At 66.3% G+C, this 26436-nt stretch carries 24 protein-coding genes; 16 read left to right on the top strand and 8 right to left on the bottom strand.

Annotated features, from left to right (window positions below; translation table 11 throughout):
• The first annotated feature begins 139 nt into the window (after positions 1-139).
• The 11 genes from ABNQ39_RS18950 to ABNQ39_RS18900 all read left to right on the top strand — a co-directional run bounded on the left by ABNQ39_RS18950 (position 140) and on the right by ABNQ39_RS18900 (position 10750).
• Positions 140-787: an amino acid ABC transporter permease gene (locus tag ABNQ39_RS18950; RefSeq protein WP_376959816.1), complete on the top strand. Its 648-nt coding sequence runs from the start codon at positions 140-142 to the stop codon at positions 785-787.
• A 4-nt stretch (positions 788-791) separates the two neighbouring features.
• Entirely contained in the window at positions 792-1493 is a 702-nt protein-coding gene (locus tag ABNQ39_RS18945; RefSeq protein WP_376959815.1) for an amino acid ABC transporter permease, read from the top strand.
• Positions 1493-2320 (top strand): amino acid ABC transporter ATP-binding protein, encoded by an 828-nt coding sequence (locus ABNQ39_RS18940; RefSeq protein ID WP_376959814.1) that lies wholly within the window; start codon positions 1493-1495, stop codon positions 2318-2320. Before ABNQ39_RS18945 ends, ABNQ39_RS18940 begins: the two co-directional genes overlap by 1 nt.
• Before the next feature lie 279 nt (positions 2321-2599).
• On the top strand, positions 2600-3235 hold the full coding sequence (locus tag ABNQ39_RS18935; protein ID WP_376959813.1) for a lysozyme inhibitor LprI family protein: 636 nt from the start codon (positions 2600-2602) through the stop codon (positions 3233-3235).
• A 252-nt stretch (positions 3236-3487) separates the two neighbouring features.
• Entirely contained in the window at positions 3488-4162 is a 675-nt protein-coding gene (locus tag ABNQ39_RS18930) for an energy-coupling factor ABC transporter ATP-binding protein (protein WP_376959812.1), read from the top strand.
• Positions 4162-4812 carry an energy-coupling factor transporter transmembrane component T family protein gene (locus tag ABNQ39_RS18925; RefSeq protein ID WP_376959811.1) on the top strand — a complete coding sequence of 217 codons (651 nt, stop codon included), beginning with the start codon at positions 4162-4164 and terminating at the stop codon, positions 4810-4812. Before ABNQ39_RS18930 ends, ABNQ39_RS18925 begins: the two co-directional genes overlap by 1 nt.
• A gap of 27 nt (positions 4813-4839) precedes the next feature.
• The gene (locus ABNQ39_RS18920; protein WP_376959810.1) at positions 4840-5388 is read left to right on the top strand and encodes a biotin transporter BioY; all 549 of its coding nucleotides are present in this window, start codon (positions 4840-4842) and stop codon (positions 5386-5388) included.
• A gap of 22 nt (positions 5389-5410) precedes the next feature.
• Positions 5411-6889: a class I adenylate-forming enzyme family protein gene (locus ABNQ39_RS18915; RefSeq protein ID WP_376959809.1), complete on the top strand. Its 1479-nt coding sequence runs from the start codon at positions 5411-5413 to the stop codon at positions 6887-6889.
• Positions 6886-8055, top strand: a complete 1170-nt coding sequence (locus ABNQ39_RS18910) for a thiolase family protein (protein ID WP_376959808.1) — start codon at positions 6886-6888, stop codon at positions 8053-8055. Before ABNQ39_RS18915 ends, ABNQ39_RS18910 begins: the two co-directional genes overlap by 4 nt.
• Entirely contained in the window at positions 8056-9291 is a 1236-nt protein-coding gene (locus tag ABNQ39_RS18905; RefSeq protein WP_376959807.1) for an MFS transporter, read from the top strand. It begins immediately after the preceding gene.
• A gap of 283 nt (positions 9292-9574) precedes the next feature.
• Positions 9575-10750: a calcium-binding protein gene (locus tag ABNQ39_RS18900; RefSeq protein WP_376959806.1), complete on the top strand. Its 1176-nt coding sequence runs from the start codon at positions 9575-9577 to the stop codon at positions 10748-10750.
• Between the two features lie 58 nt (positions 10751-10808).
• Here the strand turns inward: ABNQ39_RS18900 and purT are convergent, their stop codons facing one another.
• Entirely contained in the window at positions 10809-11978 is a 1170-nt protein-coding gene (gene purT / locus ABNQ39_RS18895; RefSeq protein WP_376959805.1) for a formate-dependent phosphoribosylglycinamide formyltransferase, read from the bottom strand.
• Positions 11979-12209: 231 nt separating this feature from the next.
• On the opposite strand from purT, the gene ABNQ39_RS18890 reads away from it, so the two are divergent.
• Complete coding sequence (locus ABNQ39_RS18890) at positions 12210-12635, top strand: hypothetical protein (protein WP_376959804.1); 426 nt, start codon at positions 12210-12212, stop codon at positions 12633-12635.
• A gap of 22 nt (positions 12636-12657) precedes the next feature.
• Here the strand turns inward: ABNQ39_RS18890 and ABNQ39_RS18885 are convergent, their stop codons facing one another.
• From ABNQ39_RS18885 to ABNQ39_RS18860, 6 genes are all read right to left on the bottom strand, one after another.
• Positions 12658-12933 (bottom strand): DUF5985 family protein, encoded by a 276-nt coding sequence (locus ABNQ39_RS18885; protein WP_376959803.1) that lies wholly within the window; start codon positions 12931-12933, stop codon positions 12658-12660.
• Positions 12933-13202: a DUF5985 family protein gene (locus ABNQ39_RS18880; protein WP_042702184.1), complete on the bottom strand. Its 270-nt coding sequence runs from the start codon at positions 13200-13202 to the stop codon at positions 12933-12935. The genes ABNQ39_RS18885 and ABNQ39_RS18880 overlap by 1 nt, the downstream gene beginning before the upstream one ends.
• A 102-nt stretch (positions 13203-13304) precedes the next feature.
• A complete protein-coding gene (locus tag ABNQ39_RS18875; protein ID WP_098737976.1) occupies positions 13305-13679 on the bottom strand; it encodes a hypothetical protein in 375 nt (124 codons plus the stop codon).
• A 66-nt stretch (positions 13680-13745) separates the two neighbouring features.
• Entirely contained in the window at positions 13746-16148 is a 2403-nt protein-coding gene (locus ABNQ39_RS18870) for a response regulator (RefSeq protein WP_376959802.1), read from the bottom strand.
• On the bottom strand, positions 16145-20929 hold the full coding sequence (locus tag ABNQ39_RS18865; protein WP_376959801.1) for a HAMP domain-containing protein: 4785 nt from the start codon (positions 20927-20929) through the stop codon (positions 16145-16147). The genes ABNQ39_RS18870 and ABNQ39_RS18865 overlap by 4 nt, the downstream gene beginning before the upstream one ends.
• Positions 20926-22071 (bottom strand): HAMP domain-containing protein, encoded by a 1146-nt coding sequence (locus tag ABNQ39_RS18860; protein ID WP_376959800.1) that lies wholly within the window; start codon positions 22069-22071, stop codon positions 20926-20928. The genes ABNQ39_RS18865 and ABNQ39_RS18860 overlap by 4 nt, the downstream gene beginning before the upstream one ends.
• 238 nt (positions 22072-22309) lie before the next feature.
• Here ABNQ39_RS18860 and ABNQ39_RS18855 point away from each other — a divergent pair, with 238 nt between their 5' ends.
• The 3 genes from ABNQ39_RS18855 to ABNQ39_RS18845 all read left to right on the top strand — a co-directional run bounded on the left by ABNQ39_RS18855 (position 22310) and on the right by ABNQ39_RS18845 (position 24566).
• Positions 22310-22723: a hypothetical protein gene (locus ABNQ39_RS18855; protein WP_376959799.1), complete on the top strand. Its 414-nt coding sequence runs from the start codon at positions 22310-22312 to the stop codon at positions 22721-22723.
• Positions 22724-22857: 134 nt separating this feature from the next.
• A complete protein-coding gene (gene msrP, locus ABNQ39_RS18850; RefSeq protein ID WP_376959798.1) occupies positions 22858-23805 on the top strand; it encodes a protein-methionine-sulfoxide reductase catalytic subunit MsrP in 948 nt (315 codons plus the stop codon).
• A 2-nt stretch (positions 23806-23807) separates the two neighbouring features.
• A complete protein-coding gene (locus tag ABNQ39_RS18845) occupies positions 23808-24566 on the top strand; it encodes a sulfite oxidase heme-binding subunit YedZ (RefSeq protein ID WP_376959797.1) in 759 nt (252 codons plus the stop codon).
• Here the strand turns inward: ABNQ39_RS18845 and ABNQ39_RS18840 are convergent.
• On the bottom strand, positions 24478-25155 hold the full coding sequence (locus tag ABNQ39_RS18840; RefSeq protein ID WP_376959796.1) for a dienelactone hydrolase family protein: 678 nt from the start codon (positions 25153-25155) through the stop codon (positions 24478-24480). The genes ABNQ39_RS18845 and ABNQ39_RS18840 overlap by 89 nt on opposite strands.
• Positions 25156-25567: 412 nt before the next feature.
• Here ABNQ39_RS18840 and ABNQ39_RS18835 point away from each other — a divergent pair, with 412 nt between their 5' ends.
• Positions 25568-26341 (top strand): amino acid ABC transporter substrate-binding protein, encoded by a 774-nt coding sequence (locus tag ABNQ39_RS18835; RefSeq protein ID WP_376959795.1) that lies wholly within the window; start codon positions 25568-25570, stop codon positions 26339-26341.
• Positions 26342-26436: the final 95 nt, after the last annotated feature.

The raw sequence follows: 26436 nt of genomic DNA, 5'->3' as shown, positions 1-26436 counted from the left end.
GGGACGCGCGGCGTGGCTTTGCTCGGGATGCCGAGCGGTACACATCCCCCGTCATCCACGAAACGCATCCCCCTCACCCTAACCCTCTCCCCGGGGGGAGAGGGGACTAGGTCCGGCACCGCCGACGAAGGCCCAAGCGATGAAGTTCAGCGTCATCATCGACGCCTTTCCCTATCTGCTGGGAGCGGCCGTCACGACCATCTGGGTCTCCCTGCTCGGCGTGCTGCTGGGGCAGGTGATCGGCGTTGTCGTCTGCGTGGCGCGCCAGTCCGGCGGCCGGGCGGCCGACATCGCCGGCGGTGTCTATGTCAGCTTCTTCCGCGGCGTTCCGCTGCTGATCCAGCTTCTGCTGATCTACTACATGCTGCCGCTGATCGGCATCGACGTGCCGCCGCTGGTCGCCTCCATCGCCGCACTCGGCCTCGCGTCCGGCGCCTATGTGTCGGAGATCTACCGCGGCGCGCTGAACGCCGTCCCGCACGGCCAGTCGGAGGCGGCGCTGGCGCTGGGCTTCCCCGGATCGTCGATCTGGACGCGCATCCTGCTGCCGCAGGCTTTCCGCATCTCGGTCCCCGCACTGGTCAACGAGCTGATCCTGCTGCTGAAGGCATCCTCGCTGATCTCCGTCGTCGGGGTGGCGGAGCTGACGCGCACCAGCCAGACCATTTCGGCCAGCAACTACCGCCCGCTGGAGATCTATCTGGCGGCCGGCCTCATCTATCTGGCGATCAACGGCGCGCTGGCCCTGTTCGGCACGCTGGTCGAACGCCACCTGCAACAGGCCTGATCCGATGTTGGACCTTTCCCTTCTCGTCCAGTACGGCCCGGCGCTGCTGCGCGGCTTCGGCATCACCATCCTGTGCTGGGGCGCCGGCTGCCTCATCGGCATGGTGCTGGGCTTTGCGCTCATGCTGCTGCGGCAATTGCCGGTGAAGCCGCTGCGCTGGGTCATCCGCGCCTATATCGAGGTGATCCGCGGCACGCCCTTCCTGATCCAGCTGTTCCTGCTCTACAGCGGCGGCCCCTCCATCGGCCTGCGGCTGGAGGCGACGACCGCCGGCATCCTCGGCCTCGGTATCTACGGCAGCGCCTATTTCGCCGAGATCTTCCGCGCCGGCTATCAGGCGGTGCCGAAGGGGCAGGTGGAGGCGGCGCTCAGCCTGGGCATGTCCTACAGCTCCATCCTGCGCCGGGTGATCGTGCCGGCAATGCTGGTGTCGACCATCCCGGCCATCGTCAACATGATGGCGATCCTGACCAAGGAGACGGTGGTGCTGTCGATCATCACCGTGCCGGAACTGATGTACGAGATGCAGACGATGGCGGCGGAGACCTTCGCCACCTTCGAGACCATCCTGGGGATGGCGCTGTTCTACTGGCTGCTGGTGGAGGTGGTGTCGCGCCTGGGCCGCCGGCTGGAGGCACGCGTCACCCGTTTCCTGACCCACGCCTCGCCGCAAGGGTCGTCCGAGACTGCAACCGCGAGGGCGTGATGATCGCCGTTTCCCAAACCACCACCCCGTCGCGCGCCGCAGTCCAGGGCGACACCGTGCCGATGGTCTCGATCCGCGGCGTCGGCAAGAGCTTCGGCACCAACGAGGTCCTGCGCGACATCGACCTGACCGTCAACAAGTCGGAGGTCGTCTGCCTGATCGGCCCCAGCGGATCGGGCAAGAGCACGCTCCTGCGCTGCATCAACTTCCTGGAGGTCTACGACCGCGGCGAGATCCGCATCGAAGGCAAGCTGGTCGGCTACAGCGAGGACACGCCGCGCCGCCGCCTGTCCAACCGCGACCTGCGCGATCTGCGCCGCAACGTCGGCATGGTGTTCCAGCAGTTCAACCTGTGGCCCCACATGACCGCGCTGGAGAATGTGGCCGAAGCCCTGGTGCAGGTGCGTGGCATGGACAAGGCCGCAGCATCCGCCCATGCCCGCCGGATGCTGGACCGAGTGGGGCTGGCGGCCAAGGCCGACAGCTACCCCGCCCGCCTGTCCGGCGGCCAGCAGCAGCGCGTCGCCATCGCCCGCGTCATCGCGATGGAACCCCACCTGATGCTGTTCGACGAGCCGACCTCTGCGCTCGACCCCGAACTGGTGGGCGAGGTGTTGCAGGTCATGCGCGATCTGGCGGCCGACGGCATGACCATGGTGGTGGTGACCCACGAGATGGGCTTCGCCGCCAATGTCGCTGACAAAGTCGCCTTCCTCGACCGCGGCCGCATCGCCGCCTTCGGCACCCCGCGCGAGGTCTTCCACGAATCCGCCGAGCCGCGGGTACAGCAGTTTTTGCAGACCTATCACGAGCGCAACAGCTTCTGATTTCTGCGACATGTGGGATGCTGACCGGCCACCGGACTGACGATCCAATTCGCCAGATCGTTGTCCGTGGCTGGGTAGCCTGGCTGCGGCCCTCCGGTCGCGAAACATCTTCAAATCGGAATCGGCGACCATCCGACCGGAATGCGACAATTTCCTCAGCGGCAGGCAGATGAATGCTCTTGCCGCCGCACATGTATCTATAGTTGATCTAAGGCTCAGCCTTCTCCGCTTCTGTAACAGTTGCGTGAGCATGCACGCTCGTGACTCAATGAGGTCGATATGCGAGTTCTAATACTGACCGCTGCCCTGACTGTGATTGGCAGTGGCAGCAGCTTCGCGGCAAGCTTCGACTGCGGTAAAGCCAGCACACCTGTGGAAAAGGCGATCTGCTCCGACGAACGTTTGTCAAACCTCGACAGCGAGCTTGGCCGAGCTTACAAGGCTGCACTTCAGAACAGCACCGCTCCGGCGAATATCAAGACCGAGCAGAAGAACTGGATCGCGCAACGAAACCGTTGCACGGATATGATTTGTCTTTCATCGGCTTACCAAACGCGGTTGGCGGCCTTGAGCGCCCCGCAGCAAGCCGCCCCTGCAGGAGCAACTGTTTCCGGCACCTATAAAGCCCCTGGCGGAGAGCTTCTTGTTGCACAAGAATCTGTCAGCACCATCAAATTCAGCCTGAGCGCCATCTACAAAATGAATACGGGCGAAGTTGAGGGAGTGGCGATTCTCAACGGAAATCATGCAGTATTCGCATCGAATGATGAGAGTGTCTATGGAGACTGCAAAATTGACTTCACCTTTACGGAAGGTGCCGTCAAAGTGAAGCAAGACGGCATATGCGGCATGGGGTTCAATGTTAACGGAACCGGAAATTACAAACGCCAGAGCAAGGCAGCTCCCACCTTCTGATTTGCGATACGGCGCCGAAGTTCAATCGGTCCAGGAGGCGGTTTAAAGCGGTGCTGACTGACCGCGCCCCTCGGAGAGCCGATCATAGCGGACGACGAGGCGGCAGAATAGGGCGAGCGTGCCATCAGCCATGGACAGAAATCCGGCCCAGGCTGCCACGGCCACGCTCTCCCCTGGAACGCCGCCCGCAAACCCGCTAAGAACCTTTCGCACGCGCGACAGAACAGCAATGCGAAAGCCCGGTCTCCGTCGATGATCGAACTCCGGTCCGTCACCCACGCCTATGGCGACCGCCCCGTCCTGCACGACCTGTCGCTGCGGCTGGCCGAGCGGCGCATCGCCATTCTCGGCGGCAACGGCTCGGGCAAGAGCACGCTGGCCCGCCTGCTGAACGGGCTGATCGTGCCGGCAGCCGGCACGGTCACCGTCGATGGCCTGGATACCCGCGGCGACGGCCGGGCGGTGCGCCAGCGGGTCGGTTTCGTCTTCCAGAATCCCGACACCCAGATCGTCTATCCGACGGTGGAAGAGGACCTCGCCTTCGGGCTGAAGGCGCGCAAGCTGCCGAAGGACGAGATCGCCCGCCGCGTCGCCGGGGCGCTGCAGCGCTACAACCTCGACCGCTACCGACACCAGCCGGCCCACCAGATGAGCGGCGGCGAGAAACAGCTGCTCGCCATCGCCGGGGTGCTGGTGCTTGAGCCGGCCTATGTCATTTTCGACGAACCGACCACGCTGCTCGACCTGCGCAACCGCCGCAAGGTGATCGACCTGCTGCGCGGCCTGCCGCAGACTGTGATCGTCGTCACCCACGACCTCGACATGGTGAAGGATTTCGACCGGGCGCTGGTGCTGGAGGATGGCCGGATCGTCGCCGACGGCCCGCCGGCGGAAACCGTGCCGGCCTACATCGAGCGGCTCGGCTGATGCTGGGCCTCTACCTGCATCGGGAGTTGGTCGTTCACCGCCTGCCGGCAGGGGCGAAGCTCGGCGGCCTGCTGCTGGTGACCATCCTGGTGCTGGCCCTGCCCGGTGGCTGGGGAGCGCTGGCCGCCGGACTGATCGGCGCCGCGGTGCTTGTGGCGGCAAGGCTGCCGGCCGGGCGGGTGCTGGCGGAGTTGCGGGCGCCGGTGCTGATGCTGACCCTGCTGTTCGGCTTCCAGGCGCTGCTGGCCGGTGGCGGCTGGGAGGAGACGGCGGTCGCCGTCGCCCGCTTCGCCGCCCTGATCCTGCTGGCGACCCTGGTCACGCTGACCACCCGCGTCATGGACATGGTCGATCTGTTCGAGCGGCTGTTCGGCCTGCTGCGGCCGGTCGGGGTCAACCCGGCGAAGATGGCGCTGATGCTGGCCCTGACCATCCGCTTCATCCCGCTGCTGGGCGAACAGGTGCGCGAGGTGCGGATGGCCCAGCGTGCCCGCGGCGTGGAGCGCAACATAGCCGCCCTGTTCGTTCCGCTGCTGGTCAAGATCCTCACCATGGCCGATGATCTGACCGCCGCACTGGAAGCGCGCGGTTATGACCCGGTCGATGCCGGGACGAACGACAGCGAAACCAAAAACAGCATGCAACGATAACGTCACCAGCCGAAGGAAGCGTCCGCCATGTTGTCCACCCGCGACCTCGTCCTCTGCGCCCTGTTCGCCGCCCTGCTGGGCGGGCTCGGTATGGCGCCGCCAATTCCGCTCGGCTTCCTGCCGGTGCCGGTTACAGCGCAGACGCTGGGTGTCATGCTGGCCGGCACCATCCTGGGCGCCAAGCGCGGCGGCATCGCGGCATTGCTGTTCGTGCTGCTGGTCGCGGCCGGCCTGCCGCTGCTGGCCGGAGGTCGCGGCGGCATTGGCGTCCTGATGGGGCCGACCGGCGGCTTCGTGCTGTCCTGGCCGGTCGGCGCCTTCGTCACCGGCTGGCTGGCGGAGCGTTTCGCCACCACCGCCAACCCGATCCGCCTGTTCGCGGTCAGCGTGCTTGGCGGCATCCTGGTCGTCTATGCCGGCGGCATTCCCTGGCTGTGGCTGGTCGCCGGCCTGCCGATCGAAAAGGCCGTGTTCGGCACGCTGGCCTTCGTGCCGGGCGACCTAATCAAGGCCGGCATTGCCGCCGTCGCCGCCTCGGGCGTCCGCCGCGCCGGCATCCTGCCGATCCATGCCTGAGAGAGTGGTTCCGGAGCAGCCATTGACCGGCGGCCATTTGGGTGCGGACAATCTCGTCCGCCCCTTTGCGCTGGCCGCCGAACGGACGCCTGACCATCCGGCGCTGATCCTCGGCGACGAAACGCTGTCCTATGGCGCGCTGCTGGAGCAGGTGCGGCGGGCCGGTGCCGGTATGGCGGCCCTGTACCGGAATGGAAAGCCGCCGCGCGTGGCGCTCAGCCTGGGCAACCGGCCCGACCTGCTGGCGCTGTTCTTCGGCATCGTCGCGGCCGGCGGCATCGTCGGACTGCTCGACCCGAAATGGAGCGCCGCGCAGACCGCCGCCGCCATCGAGACCTTCCACCCCGATCTGCACCTGACGACCGAGACGGCCGCCACCTGGATCGCAGCGCAGCCGGCGGGCTGGAGCATCCCCGCCATCGATCCGAAGACGCCCTTCCTAGTCGGCTTCACCTCCGGCACCACCGGCCGGCCCAAGGCCTTCATCCGCAACCAGGGCTCCTGGCTGGCGACGCTGGAGGCGAGCCGGGTGGAGTTCGGCATCGGCACCGAGGACGTCATTCTCGTGCCGGGGCCGCTGGTCCATGGCCTTGGCCTCTATGGCGCGGTGGAGGGGCTGTCGGCCGGCGCCACGGTGCGGGTGCAGCCGAAATTCGACGGAGCCGACGCGGCAGCGCAGTTGGCGGAATGCGGCGTCACCACGCTGGTGCTGGTGCCGACGATGCTGGTCGGCATCCTCGACGCTGCCGAGCGCGACGGCCGACGCTTCCCCGCTCTTCGCCGGGTGGTCTGTTCCGGCGCCAAGCTGGCGCCCGCAGTGCATGACCGGCTGGCCGCCCTCTGCCCCGAAGCCGCCGTGCTGGAATATTACGGCGCGTCCGAGCTGAGCTTCGTCAGCCTGCGCTCGTCCCGCGAAGGCGCCCCCGCCGACAGCGTCGGCCGCCCCTTCCACGGGGTTGAGCTGAGCCTGCGCGACGATGACGGCCATCCGGTGGAGCGCGGTCGGCCCGGCACCGTCTGGGTGCGCAGCGGCATGCTGAGCGACGGCTATCTTGGTGTCACCGACGGCGCCGGCTACCACGAGCGGGACGGCTGGGGCACGGTCGGCGATTACGGCTGGCTCGACGGCGAGGGCTGGCTGCGGCTGGTCGGGCGGGCCGGCGACATGGTCATCACCGGCGGCCTGAACGTCTACCCGGCGGAGGTCGAAGCGGTCCTGCGCGCCCATCCCGCGGTGGCGGAGGCGGTGGTGTTCGGCCTGCCCGACCTCTATTGGGGCGACGCCTTGTCCGCCGTGGTGTGGTGGCGCGGGAACGCGCGCGCCTCGCTCGCCGACCTGCGCGGCTGGTGCCAGGACCGGCTGGAGGGCTACAAGGCGCCGCGGCGGGTCTTCGCCGCGTCCGACATGCCCCTGACCGGCAGCGGCAAGATCGCCCGCGCCGATGTGCGCGAACGGGCGAAGCTCGGCGGACCGGACGGCGGGCTGGAGGTGGTGGTGTGACCAGCCGCCCCATCATCGTCGCGGCCAGGCGGACCCCGGTCGGGCGCCTCGGCGGCAGCTTGCGCGAGCTTCCCGTCGAGGATCTCGCCGCTCCGGTCATCCGTGCCGTGCTGGCCGACGCCGGCCTCGATCCCGCGGAGGTGGATGAGGTTCTGCTGGGCAATGCGGTCGGTCCCGGCGGCAATGTTGCAAGGCTGTCGGCTCTGGCGGCAGGGCTGCCGGTGTCGGTGCCCGGCGTCACGGTGGACCGGCAGTGCGGATCGGGGCTGGAGGCGGTCAATCTCGCCGCCCGGCTGGTGCAGTCCGGCGCCTGCGACGTGGTCCTTGCCGGCGGGGTGGAGAGCACCAGCACCGCCCCGTGGCGCGTCGCCAAGCCGTCCAGCCTCTACCGCAGCCCGACCTTCTACGACCGCGCCCGCTTCGCCCCCGACGAGGTCGGCGACCCGTCGATGATCGAGGCGGCGGAGACTGTCGCCTCAGCCTACGGCATCGACCGCGCCCGCCAGGACCGCTACGCGCTGGACAGCCACCGCAAAGCCTCGGCTGCGCAGGCCGCCGGGCGCTTCGACCGCGAGATCGTTCCGCTGTATCTTCGCGACGGCCGCATCGTCGTCCTCGATGACTGCCCGCGCGCCGATACCAGCCTCGAAAAGCTGCAGGCGCTGCGGCCGATCCTCCGGCCGGACGGCACGGTCACCGCGGGCAACGCCTGCCCGGTCAATGACGGTGCCGCAATGGTGGCGGTGGTGTCGGAGCGGAAGTTCCGCGCGCTCGGGCTCACCCATGGGCTGGCGGTGGTCGACAGCGCCGCGGCGGGCGTGGATCCGAAGCTCCTCGGCACCGGCCCGATTCCGGCGGTGACCAGGCTGCTGGCCCGCAATCCCGGCCTGTCCGTCGCCGATATCGACCTCGTCGAGTTCAACGAGGCCTTCGCCGCCCAGGTGCTGGCCAGCCTGGACGCGCTTGGCATCGACCAATCGCGCGTGTCGGTCGGCGGCGGCGCCCTGGCGCTCGGCCATCCCTATGGCGCATCCGGGGCGATCCTGGTGACGCGCCTGTTCAGCGAAATGCTGTTCCCGGCTGCGGGGTTCACGCCCCGGCTGGGCCTCGCCACGCTCGGCATCGGCGGCGGGCTGGGGCTCGCCACACTTCTGGAGCCAGTTTGAATGACCAGCGCCCCTGCGGCCGGGGATAGTTTCCGGTCGGCCTTCCGTCACCGCGCCTTCGCCCTGTTCTGGAGCGCGCGGGTCTGTTCGATGCTGGCGATCCAGATGCAGGTGGTGGCGGTCGGCTGGCAGGTCTATGCCATGACCGGCAACCCGCTCGACCTCGGGCTGGTCGGGCTGTTCCAGTTCCTGCCCTCGCTGGCGCTGGTTCTGGTGGCCGGCCATGTGGTGGACAACAACGACCGCAAGACGGTCCTGTTCGGCGCCCTGTCGGTCGAGATGATCGCGGTTGCCGCCCTGTTCCTGCTGACCATGACGGGCGCCCTGTCGCCCCACGCCATCTTCGCCGTGGTGGCGCTGATCGGCCTCGCCAAATCCTTCGAGGGTCCGGCCAACCAGGCGATCCTGTCCGCGACCGTCCCGGTGGAGGATTTGCCCAACGCCGTGGCTTGGCAATCGTCGGGCGTGCAGGTGGCGCAAATCTCCGGCCCGGCGCTGGGCGGCCTGCTCTACATCGCCGGTCCGGCGGCGGTCTATGGCGTCAGCACGGCGATGCTGCTGCTGTCGGTCCTGCTGATCGCCGCCTGCCGACCGCGCCCCGTCACGATGACCAAGCGCGCCATGAGCCTGACCAGCATGCTGGCCGGCGCCGCCTTCATCCGCAGCCGGCCGGAGATTCTGGGCGCCATCTCGCTCGACCTGTTCGCGGTGCTGTTGGGCGGGGCGACGGCGCTGCTGCCGATCTATGCGCGCGACGTACTGCATGTCAGGCCGTGGGGGCTCGGCCTGCTGCGCTCGGCGCCTGCGCTGGGGGCGCTTGCCATGGCGATGGTCATCACCCGCTGGGGCGTGAAGCGCCATGCCGGGCGCTGGATGCTGATCGCGGTCGCCGGGTTCGGTGTCGCGACCATAGCCTTCGGCCTGTCGGCCGATCCGGTGCTGTCCTTCATCGCCCTGCTGGCGGTCGGCGCCACCGACCAAGTCAGCATGTTCGTCCGCCAGACGCTGGTCCAGCTGTCCACCCCCGACGAGATGCGCGGCCGGGTCGGCGCCGTCACCTCCCTGTTCATCGGCGCGTCCAACCAGTTGGGCGAGTTCGAATCCGGCAGCGTCGCAGCACTGATCGGCGCGGTTCCGGCGGTGGTGCTGGGCGGCGTCGGCGCAGTCGGGCTCGCCGGGCTGTGGGCGGCGATGTTCCCGGCGCTGCGGCGTGTGGACAGGCTGCTGGGACGGTAGTGGCAGGGGGCTGCGTCACGCATTGCTGCATATGACCATAAAGCGCCCTTCGACCCTAGATTTTTTAAATACTGAAGTTTATACTTAAAGGTGTGTCTAGCATGCGGCATTCTCAGTCCCATTCGAAGACCAGGGGGGGAGAATGGTGCCGCCGAAAAGCCACATCGTAAAGTCAGGCCAATTCCCGAACAGTCATACTCCCACCTTGTGGAAAAGTGAGCACTGAACAGGGCGACAGATTTCGGCCAGAGTTCGACGATAGAAATTCATAAAGGGATTCAAGATGAGCGTTGTTATCGGAAATGTCCCCATCAATTTGTCCGGAAGCGGAGATACCGCCGGGGTTATCTACGATAACTACTATCTTATTTCCCAAAGCCCTTCGCAAATATCTTTCCGCTACACGCTGAACAGCGTACCAGTAATGGACGTCTCCATTGGCGGAACTCTGAACATCACCGACTACAGTGCTTCGGGCAGGATAACGTCCCTGACGGCGACCCAGCCGAACGGCACACTCATGCTTTCGTTCAGCAATGCCAATCTGAGCTTTTCCAGCGTCTATGGCCTTGCAAACGCTCTGACTTCATCGACGATATTGTCGGGCAACGACCAGATCTTCGGTTCGGCCCAATCCGACACCCTCTATGGTTATTCGGGCAACGACTATATCGCCGGTGGTGGCGGGAACGATACCATCAATGGTGGCACTGGGGTCGACACCATCGACGGCGGCGACGGCATGGACATCGTCATCAGCAACCAGTATTACACTCCTGAGAAACTCATCGCCTTCAACGGGCAACTCGCCGTTCTCGACCGCAGCAATGGCACGGACCTGCTGACGAACGTCGAATACATCCGCTTCTACGACCGGACGGTGGCGCCCGCGAGCGCCACAGGCTTCGATGCTCTGGGCTATCTGGCGAGCAATCGCGACCTTGCCGCACTCGGCACGGATGAGGCGGCAGCGTTCAACCATTATGTTCAGAGCGGCTACACCGAAAGCCGTTCCACCAGCTTCGATGCGGTCGGGTATCTGGCGGCGAACCGGGATCTCGCTGCGGCCTTCGGGACGAACACCGTTGCCGCCACCCGGCACTACATCACCACCGGGCGGTTCGAAGGACGAAGCTCGTCCTTCAACGCGATGAGCTATATCGCGGCGAACCCGGACCTGATCCGCGCTTTCGGCGGAAATACCGCAGCCGCGGCCCTGCATTATGCCACCAGCGGACGGCTGGAGGGACGGGCCACGACCTTCAACGCCGCGGCTTATCTGGCGCGCAATCCCGATCTACAGCGTGCACTGGGCGGCAGCGAGACGGCGGCCACCGCCCATTACGTGGCGTTCGGCTATCGCGAAGGGCGCTCGACCACGCCGCTGACCACCACCGGACGGGCAGCATCGATGCTGGCATCCGATGCGCCGTCCACACTGCTGGGCGCCGCCACCTGAACATTGCCCCAGTGCGGGCGGGGCAGCCCTCCCCGCCCGCACTGGCCGGTAAAAAGCCTTACAGATACCGGATCGTCACCTTATCCGCCGCCTGCTTGGCCCGTGCCCGCGCATCGTCGGTGTCGGTGCCGGTCGCCAGCGCCACGGCCATGCGGCGGTTCTTGCGGGTGGACGGCTTGCCGAACAGGCGGACGTCGACCTCCTGCTCGCTCGAACCCAGGCGCAGCGCGTCCGCCAGTCCCTCGATGCGGAAATTTTCCGCCTCGCGGTCCGCCAGGATGACAGCGGAGGCCGACGGGGCACGACACAGGATGTTCGGGATCGGCAGGCCCAGGATGGCGCGGGCGTGCAGTTCGAACTCCGACAGGTTCTGCGACAGCAGCGTGACCATGCCGGTGTCGTGCGGCCGCGGCGACAGTTCGGAGAAGATCACCTCGTCGGCGGTGACGAAGAACTCGACGCCGAAGATGCCGTAGCCGCCGAGATTGTCGACGACGCGCGCCGCCATCGCCTTGGCATCGTCCAGCATCGCCTGCGGCATGGCGACCGGCTGCCAGGATTCCTGGTAATCGCCGCGCTCCTGCCTGTGGCCGATCGGCTCGCAATAGAGGATGCCGTCGCGGGTGCGGACAGTCAGCAGCGTGATCTCATATTCGAAGGGAACGAACTCCTCGACGATCACCTTGCGGCGGTCGCCGCGCATGTTCGCCACCGCATAGTCCCAGGCGGCCTCCAGCCCGGCGGCGTCCTGCACCGTGCTCTGCCCCTTGCCGGACGACGACATCACCGGCTTGACGACGCAGGGGAAGCCGGTGTGCTCCGCCCCGGCGCGCACCTCCTCCAGGCTCTCGGCATAGCGGTAGCGCGAGGTGCGCAGACCGAGTTCCGTCGCCGCGACCTCGCGGATGCGGTCGCGGTTCATCGTCATGGTGGCGGCACGGGCCGACGGCACGACACTGGTGCCGGCATCCTCGAATTCGTGCAGCACCTCGGTGCGGATCGCCTCGACCTCCGGCACGATGTAGTCGGGGCGGTGCTTGGCGATGGCGGCGCGCAGGGCGTCTGCGTCCAGCATGGAGAACACCTCCGCCCGGTCGGCGACCTGCATCGCCGGCGCGTTGGCGTAGCTGTCGCAGGCGATGACCTCGCAGCCCAGCCGCTTGGCGGCAATGACGAATTCCTTGCCCAGCTCCCCGGAGCCGAGCAGCAGGATCCTGGCGGTGAACATCGACGCACTCCCGATATTGGCGACAGCTGGCGATAGTGGCGACAGCTGGCCGACCATAGGGCTTCCGGCCAGCCGGGCCAAGCCCCGCCGTAAGCCTCCCGTATGCAGCAGCCAAGCGGAACCGGGGTTGCACAAATATTTCTAAAAAGAAATTATAATGGTAGTGGATGAAAAACTCCGCTCATGTGTTCATGCGTAAATGAACCCCTGTTTCGGGAGGCGACAATGGCAATGACCACACAAGCGGCGGCAAGGCGCGGGTTCTTCGGCGGCAGGACCCTGATGGCCGTCTGCCTGGCCGGCTCGCTGGCATTGCCGGGATGCGCCGGCAACGGCAACGACGACATGGCCGGCGCCCTGCTGATCGGTGCCGCGGTGGTCGGGCTGGGCGTGCTGGCCGCCACTGCCGGCGGCGATGACGACGATGGCGACAACAACCGCGGCCGGCATCAGCGCCATCGCGGCGGCTACGACAACAGCGGCTACTACGGCAATGGCTATGCGAGCGGCTATGAGGGCCGGGGCCGCGGCGGCTACAGCCGGTATGCCGGCAACGGCCAATGCGACGATTCGCGCTACCGCACCTCCAATGGCGGGCGGGCCGAAGCCGGGACCGACGAACGGGACTGCCGCCGCTTCGGTGACGGCCGCAAGTAAAGGGCGGCCGTCCGGATGCGGTTCAGCGCCGCCGCCCCTCCAGGTTCTTGCGGACGATGGCGCCGATGATCAGCAGGAAAGCCAGCAGGCGCAACACATAGACCCAGCTCTGCTCTTCGCGCTCCAGCCCGCCGAGCGCCAGGACGATCTGGTTCAGCGCCAGCAGCGAAAAGGCGAGCGCGAAGCTGACGAACAGCGCGTCCCTCGTCCGCCGCCAGAAGCCGAGGAAGAACAGCCCGGCCACCGCATAGAGCGCCGCAAGCACGCCGGTGAAGAAGCTGGAGGTGGTCGGCAGCATCACTCGGCATCCCAGATGAAGCCGTACAGCAGCACGCCCACACCGGCCATCGCGGAGAACTGGCGCAGAGGCAGCAGGTCGACCTGCGTCGGCAGAACGACGACGTCGATGAACAGCAGCAGATTGTTCACGGCCAGCCCGACAAAGCACAGCGTGCTCCACAGCAGAAGCCGGCTGCGGGACCGTAGGTAGCTGCGCAGCAGCAGGACCATGCACAGCAGGCTGGCGGCAAAGCACAGCAGATAGACTGCCGATTTCACGACATCCATGTCGTCTCTCCCACCCCGCTCTCCCCCTGCCGGGGACAGTACACATTCCTGACTATGAAGACCGCGGTCATCTCATTCATTGAGATCAATTCATCATTGGGATCAATCGTTGAGGCGGAAGCGGAAGGAATCGGCAAAGATCTGCACCTTGTTGCCAGGAGCCGCGAAGATCTCCCGGATGATGGCGGACGGACGGGTGGCGTAGGCCTGCTCGATCTCCTCCACCCACTGGTCCAGAAGCGGGGAAGCCGGGCGGTAGCGGTGGCGGCCGTCGGTCTGTGCCACCAGCAGGCCGGCACCGAGGAACCCGGCCAGCGCCTCCTGCACCACCACGTCGCTGCCACGCAACTCGCTGACCAGATCGCCATTCGACCAGTCCCGGTCGGGAGTCCGCCGCAGAAGAAGAAGAAGCTCCAACGCCCAGACGGACCGGATCGAACCTCGCAACAGGGTAAGCGCATCATCGGACAAAACCATGAACCAGAACCTGACCTGATATGCACAACCGGCGGCGTGGGGTAACGCCGCCCTCGATCCCCCTCATCACCCCCGGACGGCCTCCGCCGGGGCGAGAGGGGCCTGCGGATCCAGCGCGCGCCGCAGGGCACGGGCCAGATCGCCGTCACGGTACGGCTTGGACAGCGTTTCCGCCCGGCTCAGCACAGCCCCCAGAACGGCACCGGGATCGGCGGTGCCGCCGGCGTCGGTGGACGCGCCGGCCTCCGGTCCCGGCGCAGACGTTCCGTTGGCATAGCCCGAGGCGAACAGAACCCGAAGAGAGGGATGGCGGCGCAACCCCTCCAGCGCCAGTTCGCGCCCGTTCAGACCGCCGGGCATGACGATGTCGGTGAACAGAAGATCGACCGGCTGCCGGTCCAGCAGGGTCAGCGCCGCCTCGGCACCATCGGCCTCCAGCACGCGATACCCCAGCGCCGCCACCGCCTGCACCGCGACCGACCGCACGTCGGCGTCGTCATCCACCACCAGCACGGTCTCGCCACGACCGGCGAAAGCTTCATGGCCGTCATCCTCGTCCGCCGGCACGCCATGGGCGCTGTCCATCGCCGCCCGCGGCAGATCGAGGCGGAAAACAGTGCCGCTGCCGGGCTTGCTGTCGATGCCGATCAGCCCGCCCGATTGCTTGACGAAGCCATGGATCATGGCAAGGCCAAGGCCGGTGCCCTTCCCCGTCTCCTTGGTGGTGAAAAAGGGCTCGAACGCACGCTCCAGCACATGCGCCGGCATGCCGCATCCGCTGTCCGCCACCGACAGCAGGATATAGTCGCCGGCCGGCACCGACATGCCGTTTCCGGTCTGCGGCTCCGTAAACCGGGCGTTCGCCGTGCTGATCCGCAGAGTGCCGCCGCCGGGCATGGCGTCGCGGGCATTGATGACGAGGTTCAGCAGGGCAGATTCCGCCTGGGAGCGGTCGACCGAAGCGATCCACAGCGGCTCGGCATCGGCCGGCGGCGCTTCGATGGCGATGGCGACACCGCCGCCCAGCGTGCGCTCCATCAGCTCGCCCATGCCGGCGACCAGATCGCCAAGATCCACCGGTTCCGGGTGAAGCTGCTGGCGCCGGGCGAAGGTCAGCAGCCGCCGCGTCATGTCGGAGCAGCGCAGCGCCGCCTGCAACGCCATCTCCGCCCGCCGCGCCGCCTTCGGATCGTCGGCAAGGCCGGGGACCAGCCGCTCCAGGCTGCCGATCACCACCATCAGCATGTTGTTGAAATCGTGGGCGATGCCGCCGGTCAGCTGGCCGACCATCTCCATCTTCTGCGCGTGGGCGAGCTGGTGCTGGGCCTGGCGCGTCTCGGTCACGTCCATGATGGTGCCGAACAGCTCGGTCGGGCGGCCGTCCTCGTCGCGCACCACCACAGCCTGGTCCAGCAGATGGCGCTCGCCGCCGTCCGGCCCGCGCCAGCGATATTCCACCGTAGTCAGCCCGGCATCGTGGATCGACGCCAACTGGCGCAGCACGCGGTTGCGGTCATCCGGATGCAGACCGGATTCCCAGAAATTCGGATCCTCGATGAAACGGGCGGCGGGGCAGCCCAGCACCGTCCGCGTCGTGTCGGACAGGTAGCGGAACGGAATGCCCGGTGTCAGGTCGGCGGTGTAGAGCACGATGGGAAGCTGGCCCAGGATCAGGGCCTGCCGCTCCTCCGACCGGCGCAAGGCCTGCTCGGCCTGCCGCATCTCGCGCCGCACCCGCTCGTTCTCGTCCAGCAGGCGCTGCTTGGCCTCGACCTCGCGCTTGACCTCCTCCGTCTTGCGGTAGAGGTCGACGAACACCGACACCTTGCATTTCAGAATCTGCGGGTCGACCGGCTTGAACATGTAATCCACGGCGCCGGTGGCATAGCCGCGGAAGATGTGCGTCTCGTCCTTGTTGATGGCGGTCAGGAAGATGATCGGGATATGGCGCGACTTCTCACGCAGGCGGATCAGACCCGCCGTCTCGTAGCCGTCCATCCCCGGCATGTGCACGTCCAGCAGGATCAGGGCGAAGTCCTGGCGCAGCAGATGCTTCAGCGCCTCCTCCCCCGACCGGGCGAGCACCAGCTGCGCGCCCAAATCCTCCAGCGTCTCCCGCACGGCGAACAGGTTCCGCGGGTCGTCGTCGACGATCAGGATCGCGACGTCCGCCTTGTCGGGCTGCGGATGTGAGTCGGTGGTCATGGCTCCGCTTTCGCATCCCGCAGGAACGGCGGCCGGCGGTGGCGTCACAGTGGCGGGGGGAACGGCCGCAGGGGCAGCCAGCGCCGCTTCCGCCGCGGTTGCCGCCGACGGAATCGGCTGACGGACGGCGTCTCCGCCGGTCGGCTGGGCGCTGGCGGTGCCGAGCAGGCGCGAGCGGCGGGCCGCCGGCACCGGGCCGGTGGCCGGGGGGGCGAACGGCGCGCGACGCACCGCCCGAACAGGCTGCAATTTGCGCCGGGTCATGCCTGCACCCCACCGCGCTGTTGCTGCCGGTTGTGCTTGGCGGTCCAAATCCGCAGCAGCGACAGCAGATGGTCGATGTCCACCGGCTTGGCGATGTAGTCGGTCGCGCCGGCTTCGATGCACTTGTCACGGTCGCCCTTCATCGCCTTGGCGGTGACGGCGATCATCGGCAGCGCCCGGAACTCGTCGATGCTGCGGATCGTGCGCATGGTCTCATAGCCGTCCATTTCCGGCATCATGATGTCGACCAGCACCACGTCGACGCCAGGGTCGGCACGCAGCCGCTCGATGCCCTCGCGTCCGCTTTCGGCATGCAGGACCTCGATCTTGTGGGCCTCCATCACGCTGGCCAGCGAGAAGATGTTGCGGATGTCGTCGTCGATCACCAGCACCCGCTTGCCGGCCAGCGACGGGTCGTGCTGGCGCAGGTCCAGGATGCTGCGCCGCTTCTCGTCGGGCAGCCGGTCGACGGCGCGGTGCAGGAACAGCGCGGTTTCGTCCAGAAGCCCGGCCGGCGAGCGGGCGCTCTTCAGCACCACGGTTTCGGCCAGCCGGCGCAGCCGCGCCTCGTCCTCCGCCGCGATGTCGGCGGCGACATAGATCACGACCGGCATCCAGGCGAGCGTGTCACGGGTGCGCAGCCATTCGATCAGCTCGAAATCCACCGTCACCGGACCGGCCAGGGTCGGGCTCGACAAATCCAGCACCATGCAGTCGAAATGGTCGGCGCTCAGCGCCGCCATTGCGGCCTCGATCGAGGTGACGGTGTGCGTCTCCACATCGCCGTTGCCGATCAGGGCGGCGACGCCGCCTGGCTGCGGGCTGTCCTTCTCCACCACCAGAAGCCTGCGGTGGTCGCGCTCCCGGAAGCTCTTGACCCGGTTCAGGGCGTCGAAGATCGCCTCACGCTCCACCGGCTTTTCCGAATAATCGAAGGCGCCCATCGCCAGACCGCGCCGCCGCTCGTCCTTGGCGGAGATGACGTGGACCGGGATGTGCCGGGTCTGCGGGTCGCGCTTCAGCAGGTCGAGCAGCGCCCAGCCATCCATGTCCGGCAGCCCGATGTCGAGCAGGACGGCGTCCGGCCGGTATTTGCGCGCCAGCGGCAACGCCGCAGAACCGCCGCTGGACAGGATGGTGCGGAAGCCTTTCTCGCGCGCCAGATCGATCAGGATGGAGGCGAAGGTGTTGTCGTCCTCCACGATCAGCACCACCGGCTCACCGGGACGCAGGCGCTCGCGGTCGTCGCCGGCCGGCTGCTGCATGTCCAGGAGCGCCAGCCCCTCCTGCGGGCCGGAGGCCACCACCGGGCGGGTCGCCGTCTCGGTCCGCTTGGGCAGCAGCGCGGTGGGCGGCATGGCGGCGCTGGCCGCGGCGATGACGGGCGTGCCGAGCTGCGCGGCCGGTTCGGCAACGATGTCGTAGCTGCGCGGGACGAACAGCGTGAAGGCGCTGCCCCTGCCCGGCGTGCTGGCGACGCGGATCTCGCCGCCCAGCAGACGGGCGATCTCGCGGCTGATCGACAGGCCGAGGCCGGTGCCGCCATATTTGCGGCTGGTGGTGCCGTCGGCCTGCTGGAACGCCTCGAAGATGATGCGCTGCTTGTCCTCGGGGATGCCGATGCCGGTGTCGATGACGGTGAAGGCCAGCACCGAGGACGCGGCGTCCAGCGTCGGATGGGCGGCACTCCACCCTTCCGTCGCCTGGGCGACCCGGAAGGTGATGCCGCCGCTTTCGGTGAATTTGAAGGCGTTGGACAGCAGGTTGTTCAGCACCTGGGCCAGCCGCTTCTCGTCGGTCTGGATGCTGGCGGGCAGCGCCTCGTCCATCTCGATGGCGAAGTCCAGCTTCTTCTCTTGCGCCAGTTGCGAGAAGGTGCGCTCCACATGGTTGCGCAGGTCGCCCAGCACGACCTCACCGATCTCCAGCGTCACCGTGCCGGATTCGATCTTCGACAGGTCGAGGATGTCGTTGATCAGGCCGAGCAGGTCGGAGCCGGCGGAGTGGATGGTGCGGGCGAACTCCACCTGACGGTCGGACAGGTTGGTGTCGGGGTTGTCGGCCAGCAGTTTCGACAGGATCAGCAGACTGTTCAGGGGCGTGCGCAGCTCATGGCTCATGTTCGCCAGGAACTGCGACTTGTATTTGGAGGTCAGGGCAAGCTGTTCGGCCTTTTCCTCCAGCGCCGCCTTGGCGAACACGACCTCGCGGTTCTTGCGCTCCACCTCGATGTTCTGCTTTTCCAGCTGCTCGGCCTTCTCCTCCAGCGCCTCGTTGGTGGTGGTCAGCTTTTCCTGCTGGGCCTTGAGCAGCTCTTCCGACTTGCGCAGCGAGGCAGCCTGCTGCTCCAGCCGCTCGTTGGTGGTCTTCAGCTCCTCCTGCTGGCTCTGCAGCTCGGTGGTCAGGCGCTGCGACTGCTTCAGCAGCCCTTCGGTGCGCATGTTGGCGGCGATCGTGTTCAGCACGATGCCGATGCTCTCGGTCAGCTGCTCCAGGAAGCTCTGGTGCGTCTCGCTGAAGCGGCCGAAGCTCGCCAGCTCGATCACCGCCTTCACGTCGTCCTCGAACAGCACCGGCAGGACGATGATGTTCAGCGGCGGCGCCTCGCCCAGGCCGGAACTGATGGCGACATAGTCGCGCGGCACGTTGGTCAGCAGGATGCGCTTCTTCTCATAGGCGCACTGCCCGACCAGACCTTCCTTCAGGTGGAAGCGGTTGGACAGGTTCTTGCGTTCCTTCAAGGCGTAGCTGGCGACCAGCTCCAGCAGCGGCTCGTCACGGTCGCGGGTGGCGACATAGAAGACGCCGTGCTGGGCGTTCACCAGCGGCGCGATCTCCGACAGGATCATGTTGGAGACGGTGACCAGATCGCGCTCGCCCTGCAGCATGCGGGTGAATTTGGCGAGGTTGGTCTTGAGCCAATCCTGTTCCGCATTCTTCAGCGTCGTGTCGCGAAGGTTGCGGATCATCTCGTTGATGTTGTCCTTCAGCGCCGCGACCTCGCCCATCGCCTCGACGGTGATGGAGCGGGTCAGGTCGCCCTTGGTCACCGCGGTAGCGACCTCGGCGATGGCGCGCACCTGGGTGGTCAGGTTGGCCGCCAGCTGGTTCACATTCTCCGTCGAATCCTTCCACAGACCGGCGGCACCCGGCACACGGGCCTGACCGCCCAGCTTGCCCTCGATGCCCACCTCGCGCGCAACGTTGGTGACCTGATCGGCGAAGGTCGCCAGCGTGTCGATCATGCCGTTGATGGTGTTGGCCAGCGCCGCGATCTCGCCCTTGGCGTCCACCGCCAGCTTGCGCTTCAGGTCGCCGTCGGCCACCGCGGTGACGACGCTGGCGATGCCGCGGACCTGACCGGTCAGGTTGGCCGCCATCATGTTCACATTGTCGGTCAGGTCCTTCCAGGTGCCGCCGACGCCCTCGACCTTCGCCTGACCGCCCAGCTTGCCTTCCGAGCCCACCTCGCGCGCAACGCGCGTCACTTCCGAGGCGAAGCTGTTCAGCTGGTCCACCATCGTGTTGATGGTCGATTTCAGCTCGAAAATCTCGCCCTTCACATCGACGGTGATCTTCTTCGACAGATCGCCCTTGGCGACCGCGGTGGTGACTTCGGCGATGTTGCGGACCTGACCGGTCAGGTTGGCCGCCATCATGTTCACGTTGTCGGTCAAATCCTTCCAGGTGCCGGCAACCCCCTTCACCTGCGCCTGACCGCCCAGCTTGCCCTCGATGCCGACCTCGCGCGCCACGCGGGCGACTTCGGAGGCGAAGCTGTTCAGCTGGTCCACCATCGTGTTGATGGTCGATTTCAGCTCGAGGATCTCGCCCTTCACATCGACGGTGATCTTCTTCGACAAGTCGCCATTCGCGACCGCCGTCGTCACCTCTGCGATGTTGCGCACCTGCCCCGTCAGGTTGGTCGCCATCGCATTCACGTTGTCGGTCAGATCCTTCCAGGTGCCGCCGACGCCCTTCACCTGGGCCTGCCCCCCCAGCTTGCCTTCCGAACCCACCTCGCGCGCAACGCGCGTCACTTCCGAGGCGAAGCTGTTCAGCTGGTCCACCATCGTGTTGATGGTCGATTTCAGCTCAAGGATTTCGCCTTTCACGTCGACGGTGATCTTCTTCGACAGGTCGCCATTCGCGACCGCCGTCGTCACCTCCGCGATGTTGCGCACCTGCCCCGTCAGGTTGGTCGCCATCGCGTTCACACTGTCGGTCAGGTCCTTCCAGGTGCCGCCGACACCCTTCACCTGGGCCTGACCGCCCAGCTTGCCTTCCGAACCCACCTCGCGCGCAACGCGCGTCACCTCGGACGCGAAACTGTTCAACTGGTCCACCATCGTGTTGATGGTGTTCTTCAACTCCAGGATTTCGCCCTTCACCGGCACGGTGATCTTTTTCGACAAATCGCCATTCGCGACGGCGGTCGTCACGTCGGCGATGTTGCGCACCTGACCGGTCAGGTTCGCCGCCATCAGATTCACGCTGTCGGTCAGGTCTTTCCAGGTGCCGCCGACGCCTTCCACCCGCGCCTGACCGCCCAGCTTGCCTTCCGAGCCCACCTCGCGCGCAACGCGCGTCACCTCGGACGCGAAGCTGTTCAGCTGATCCACCATCGTGTTGATGGTCGATTTCAGCTCAAGGATCTCGCCCTTAACGTCGACGGTGATCTTCTTCGACAGGTCGCCCGTTGCGACGGCGGTCGTCACGTCGGCGATGTTGCGAACCTGACCGGTCAGGTTCGCCGCCATCATGTTCACGCTGTCGGTCAATCCTTCCAAGTGCCGCCGACGCCCTCCACCTTGGCCTGACCGCCCAGCTTGCCTTCCGACCCCACCTCGCGCGCCACGCGCGTCACTTCCGAGGCGAAGCTGTTCAGCTGGTCCACCATCGTGTTGATGGTCGATTTCAGCTCCAGGATCTCGCCCTTCACGTCGACGGTGATCTTCTTCGACAGATCGCCCTTGGCGACGGCCGTCGTCACCTCCGCGATGTTGCGGACCTGACCGGTCAGGTTTTCCGCCATCATGTTCACATTGTCGGTCAGATCCTTCCAGGTGCCGCCGACGCCCTCGACCTTCGCCTGACCGCCCAGCTTGCCTTCCGACCCCACCTCACGTGCCACGCGCGTAACTTCCGAGGCGAAGCTGTTCAGCTGGTCCACCATCGTGTTGATGGTCGATTTCAGCTCAAGGATCTCGCCCTTCACGTCGACGGTGATCTTCTTCGACAGGTCGCCCTTGGCGACCGCGGTGGTGACTTCGGCGATGTTGCGGACCTGACCGGTCAGGTTCGCCGCCATCACGTTGACGTTCTCGGTCAAATCCTTCCAGGTGCCGGCAACGCCCTTGACCTGGGCCTGACCGCCCAGCTTGCCTTCGATCCCCACCTCGCGCGCCACGCGCGTCAGTTCGGTGGTGACGGTGACGAGCTGGTCCACCATGGTGTTGACGTTGCGGGCGGTGCGCAGGAACTCACCCTGCAACGGCCGGCCCTCGATCTCCAGCGCCATGGTCTTGGACAGGTCGCCCTTGGCGACCGCGCCGATCACGCGGGCGATTTCCGTCGTCGGCTGGATCATGTCGCCGACCAGCGTGTTGATGCTGTCGACGCAGGTTTCCCACCCGCCGGACGCATTGTTCAGCTTGGCGCGCTGGCTGATGCGGCCTTCCTTGCCGATGGCGACGCTGAGTTGGCTGACCTCGGTGGTCAGGTTCTGGTTCAGCTCGACCACGTCGTTGAAGGCGGCGGCGATTTCGCCGTCGATTTCGGTGAGGTCCAGCGGCAGCCGCACGGAGAATTCACCCTTGCGCAATTGCCGCAGGGCCATCAGCAGAACCTTCGGATCCAACGCGTCCGCCGTCTCGACCATCGCCGTCATGCCGTTCCCCAATCCGCGCGCCGTGCCCACCATGGACCGCGCTCCGCCCATCCCCAGGACCGCTTCACTGCGCGGTCGAAGAAAACGTAGGCCAACACAACCGGGATTCCGAACGTCCGCACCGACAGTGTGCGCACTCCATCCTCATCCGGAGCGTGACTGCGCAGTCCTACAGCCCCGCACGATGAAGTAAAGGCTATTCGGGTCAACTTGGCCTTTCGTAGGCATTCCGCCTTCCGGCATAAGGACTATGCCTATAACTTAGGATGAAGTGAGCATTTTCTTGAGCTTAGCGGGCCTTGTCACCGGCTTAACTCAGCTGAATGTCCTTTATGCGAAGCTCAGGCTTCGGAACGATTCGATGCCGCGCATCGTTATGGATCCAGCCATGGCGGGACATTTCGGCGCCGGCCGCCTTCCGCAGGGCAAGACGACCCGACACATCACAGCCTGGGGCTTGGCGATGACTCTTTGGACATTTTCCATGCAGGCTTCGATGTGCTGCATGCTCTCTTGGATGCGTGCCTGCCAGCAGGGTGCTGCCTTTGCTCATTCCTTTACCGGAATGCCGCTCCTGCCCCCGCCGCGCCCACCGGCCGACGTGCTTCCCTTTCCCACACGGCGCATGGCGCGTGGTGGCGGCTTCGGCGGTCCGGCCGTGGTGATCCCGCTCGGCCGGCGCTGATCGCGCAGCGCGCAGCGCGCAGATTAGTTCACCCAGCAGATCCGTTCACGCAATTGTGTAGACCCTGTGATTTGCCGACGGCCAGCCGCAGCCCTATGGTTAGTGGCAGGAATGGTCCGTTCGGGAGAGGGTCGATGCTGTTCAAGTTTCCCACCGCGTCGCAGGCACGCGAAGACGAGGTGACGCCGCGGGAGCTGTTCCTGTCGCGCCGCAGCCTGATCGCCGGAGGCGCCGCCGCCATGGCGCTGGGCAGCCTGCCGGTATGGAGCGGCAGCGCGCTGGCAGGCCCCTTCCAGGCGGCGGCCACGATCAAGCCGGCCGATCCGAAGTTCGATCCGACGACTCCGATGAAGTCGGCCACCACCTACAACAACTTCTATGAGTTCGGCACCGGCAAGAGCGATCCGGCCGAGAATGCCGGCACGCTGAAGACCCGCCCCTGGGAAATCGCCATCGGCGGCGAGGTCGGCAAGCCGATGACAATCAGCATCGAGGATCTGCTGAAATTCCCGATGGAGGAACGCGTCTACCGCCTGCGCTGCGTCGAGGGCTGGTCGATGGTGATTCCCTGGGTCGGCTTCCCGCTGGCGGAACTGTTGAAACGAGTGGAGCCGACCGGCAACGCGAAATACGTCGCCTTCCAGACCCTGAACGACCCGAAGCAGATGCCGGGGCTGCGCTCCTGGGTGTTGGACTGGCCCTATACCGAAGGTCTGCGGCTGGACGAGGCGATGCATCCCCTGACCATGCTGGCCGTCGGCATGTATGGCGAGGTGCTGCCCAACCAGAACGGCGCCCCGATCCGGCTGGTTGTGCCGTGGAAATACGGCTTCAAGTCGATCAAATCGATCGTCAAAATCTCGCTGGTGAAGGACCAGCCGGCGACCGCCTGGAACAAGTCGCAGCCGCGTGAGTACGGCTTCTATTCCAACGTCAATCCGGAGGTCGACCATCCGCGCTGGAGCCAGGCGACCGAGCGGCGGGTCGGTGAATTCTCGCGCCGCAAGACCCTGCCCTTCAACGGCTATGGCGAAGAGGTCGCGTCGCTCTATGCCGGCATGGATCTGAAGGCGAATTACTGACCATGGCCGCCCCCCTCGCCTCCGCCGGCGGCGTCGATCTGCGCGCCACCGCGAACGCCGCCCTCACCTCGCGCTGGGCCAAGCCCGTCGTCTTCACCCTCGCCCTGGTTCCGCTGGTCTGGACCGTCTGGCTCGCCTACACCGGCGAGCTGGGGGCGGAGCCGGTGCTGGAAAGCGTCAAGGCCAGCGGGCTGTGGGCCTTGCGTTTCCTGCTGATCGCGCTGGCGCTGACACCGCTGCGCATGCTGACGGGGGTGGCCGGGCTGGCGCGGTTCCGGCGGATGCTGGGACTGTTCGCCTTCTTCTATGCAGCCGTCCATTTGTCCACCTATGTCGGGCTGGACCAGTTCTTCGACTGGCCGGCGATCTGGAAGGAGATCGTCAAGCGGCCCTACATCACGGTCGGCATGGGGGCCTTCCTGATCCTGACGGCGCTGGCCGCCACCTCAACCGACGGCATGGTGAAGCGGCTGGGCGGCAAGCGCTGGCGCGCCCTGCACAAGGCCGTCTTCGTCGCCGGGCTGGCCGGCTGCCTGCACTTCATCATGCTGGTGAAGGGCTGGCAGACGGCGCCGCTCGTCTATGCGCTGATCTGTATCGGGCTGCTCGCCTTCCGCCGCTGGCCGATCCGGTTCGGGCAGCGGAAGGATGGACGGCGGAAGGAGGTCCCGGTCAGAACACGGCCCGCAGCAGCCCCACGGTCCGGCGAAGCGCCAGCACCGCACTTTCCGGATGGAAGCTCCCCCGTTCGTCGCAGTTGAAGCCGTGGCCGGCCGGATAGACATGCACCGGCACCCACGGATAGCGGGCCTTCACCCCCTCGGCGACCGACAGCGGGATGGCGTGGTCCTGCTCGCCGAAATGCAGCAGGGTCGGAACCCGCGGCGCGCTGTCCAGCGTCTTGCCGATCTCGCCGCCGTAGTAGCCGATGGCGGCGCGCACCGGCAGCGCCGCCGCCGACGCCCAGGCGATGCTGCCGCCCCAGCAATAGCCGACGATGGCTGCGGCCCCGTCACCGCCGAGATGGGCCAGCGCCGCAGCGATGTCCTGCAAGGCGTCGGCGGTCGCCACCGCCCCCTTCAGCGCGATGCCCCGCTGAATGCCGGCATCGTCATAAGGCAGTTCGACCCCGCGCTCTGCCCGGTCGAACAGGTCGGGCGCCACGGTGGTGAAGCCCTGCTGGGCGAAGCCGTCGCAGACGTTGCGGATGTGATGGTTGATGCCGAAGATTTCCGGAGCCACGATCAGGCGCCCGATCTCCTCGCCCTTGGCCGGCGCGCGATAGGCGCGCATCCGGTGGCCGTCCGCCGCCGTCAGTTCGATCCAGCCGGCAGCCGTTGCGTCACTCATGTCCTGACCCCTCATCTTGGGAGACCGTCCAGGCGGCCATTGCCGATGATCATAAGGGGATGAAGCGTTAGGGCAACTGGCGACAGGGCAGCGTGGCGACCCGATGGTCATATCCGCCACCCCGTTCGCGTTACCGCTCTGACGACAGTCGGGCCGCCACCTTCCCCGATGCCAGCTCAGGAATCATGGCAGAGGGCCTGCACCGGCCAGCGCCTATTTCCCGCCGGAACCCGAATGCGGTACGCAGTATATACAGTTATTATATGCTAAATTCATATGATATTCCCTTGTTATGGAATATTCATTCATGTAGCGTGACCCGAGCCGTCCAACGCCGGAACCAGCGTCGGCCGCACCGTGCCGAAGGCGGCAAACCAACCCAACCCATTCAAGAAACACCGGGCATCAACCGATGAAATGGCTGAAATCGCTTCTCGTCGCCGGCCTTATGCAGGTCGCCGCCGTCTCCGCCGCCCACGCTCAGGCCGACCTGGACCGCATCAAGGCCGACGGCCTGCTGAAGATCGGCACGGAGGGGACCTATGCCCCCTTCACCTACCATGACGCCTCGGGCGCGCTCGTCGGCTTCGATGTGGAGATCGGGCGCGAGATCGCCAAGCGCATCGGCGTGAAGGCCGAGTTCCTGGAAGGCAAGTGGGATGGGCTGATCGCCGGCCTGGACGCCCGCCGCTATGACGCCGTCATCAATCAGGTCGGCATCACCGAGGCACGCAAGGCCAAGTACGATTTCTCCGACCCCTACATCACCAGCCGCGCCGTGCTGATCGTGAAGGGCGACAACAGCGCGATCAAAGGCTTCGCGGACCTGAAGGGCAAGAAGTCGGCCCAGTCGCTGACCAGCAACTTCGGCAAGCTGGCCGAGGCGTCCGGTGCGCAGTTGGTCGGCACGGACGGCTTCGACCAGTCGATCCAGCTGGTGCTGAACGGCCGGGCCGATGCGACGGTCAACGACAGCCTGTCCTTCCTGGATTTCAAGAAGCACAAGCCCGACGCCAACGTGAAGATCGCCGCGACGCAGGACAATGCCGACCAGTCCGGCATCATCGTCCGCAAGGGCGAAGCCAAGCTGGTCTCAGCCATCAACGAGGCGCTGACGGCCATGAAGGCCGACGGCACCTATGGGACGATTTCGCAGAAGTATTTCGGCGCCGACGTTTCCAAATGATGTTCTCAGACTAGTTTCCCGTCTCACGTCAACGCCCGCCACAATGCCCCCAGCCCCATCCGGGCCGGGGGCATTGTCGTTCCATCTTCACGAGA

It is taken from the genome of Azospirillum sp. A26 (assembly GCF_042604635.1).
In the GTDB taxonomy this organism is placed as follows: domain Bacteria; phylum Pseudomonadota; class Alphaproteobacteria; order Azospirillales; family Azospirillaceae; genus Azospirillum; species Azospirillum palustre.
This window is presented reverse-complemented; position numbering and strand designations above follow the sequence as displayed.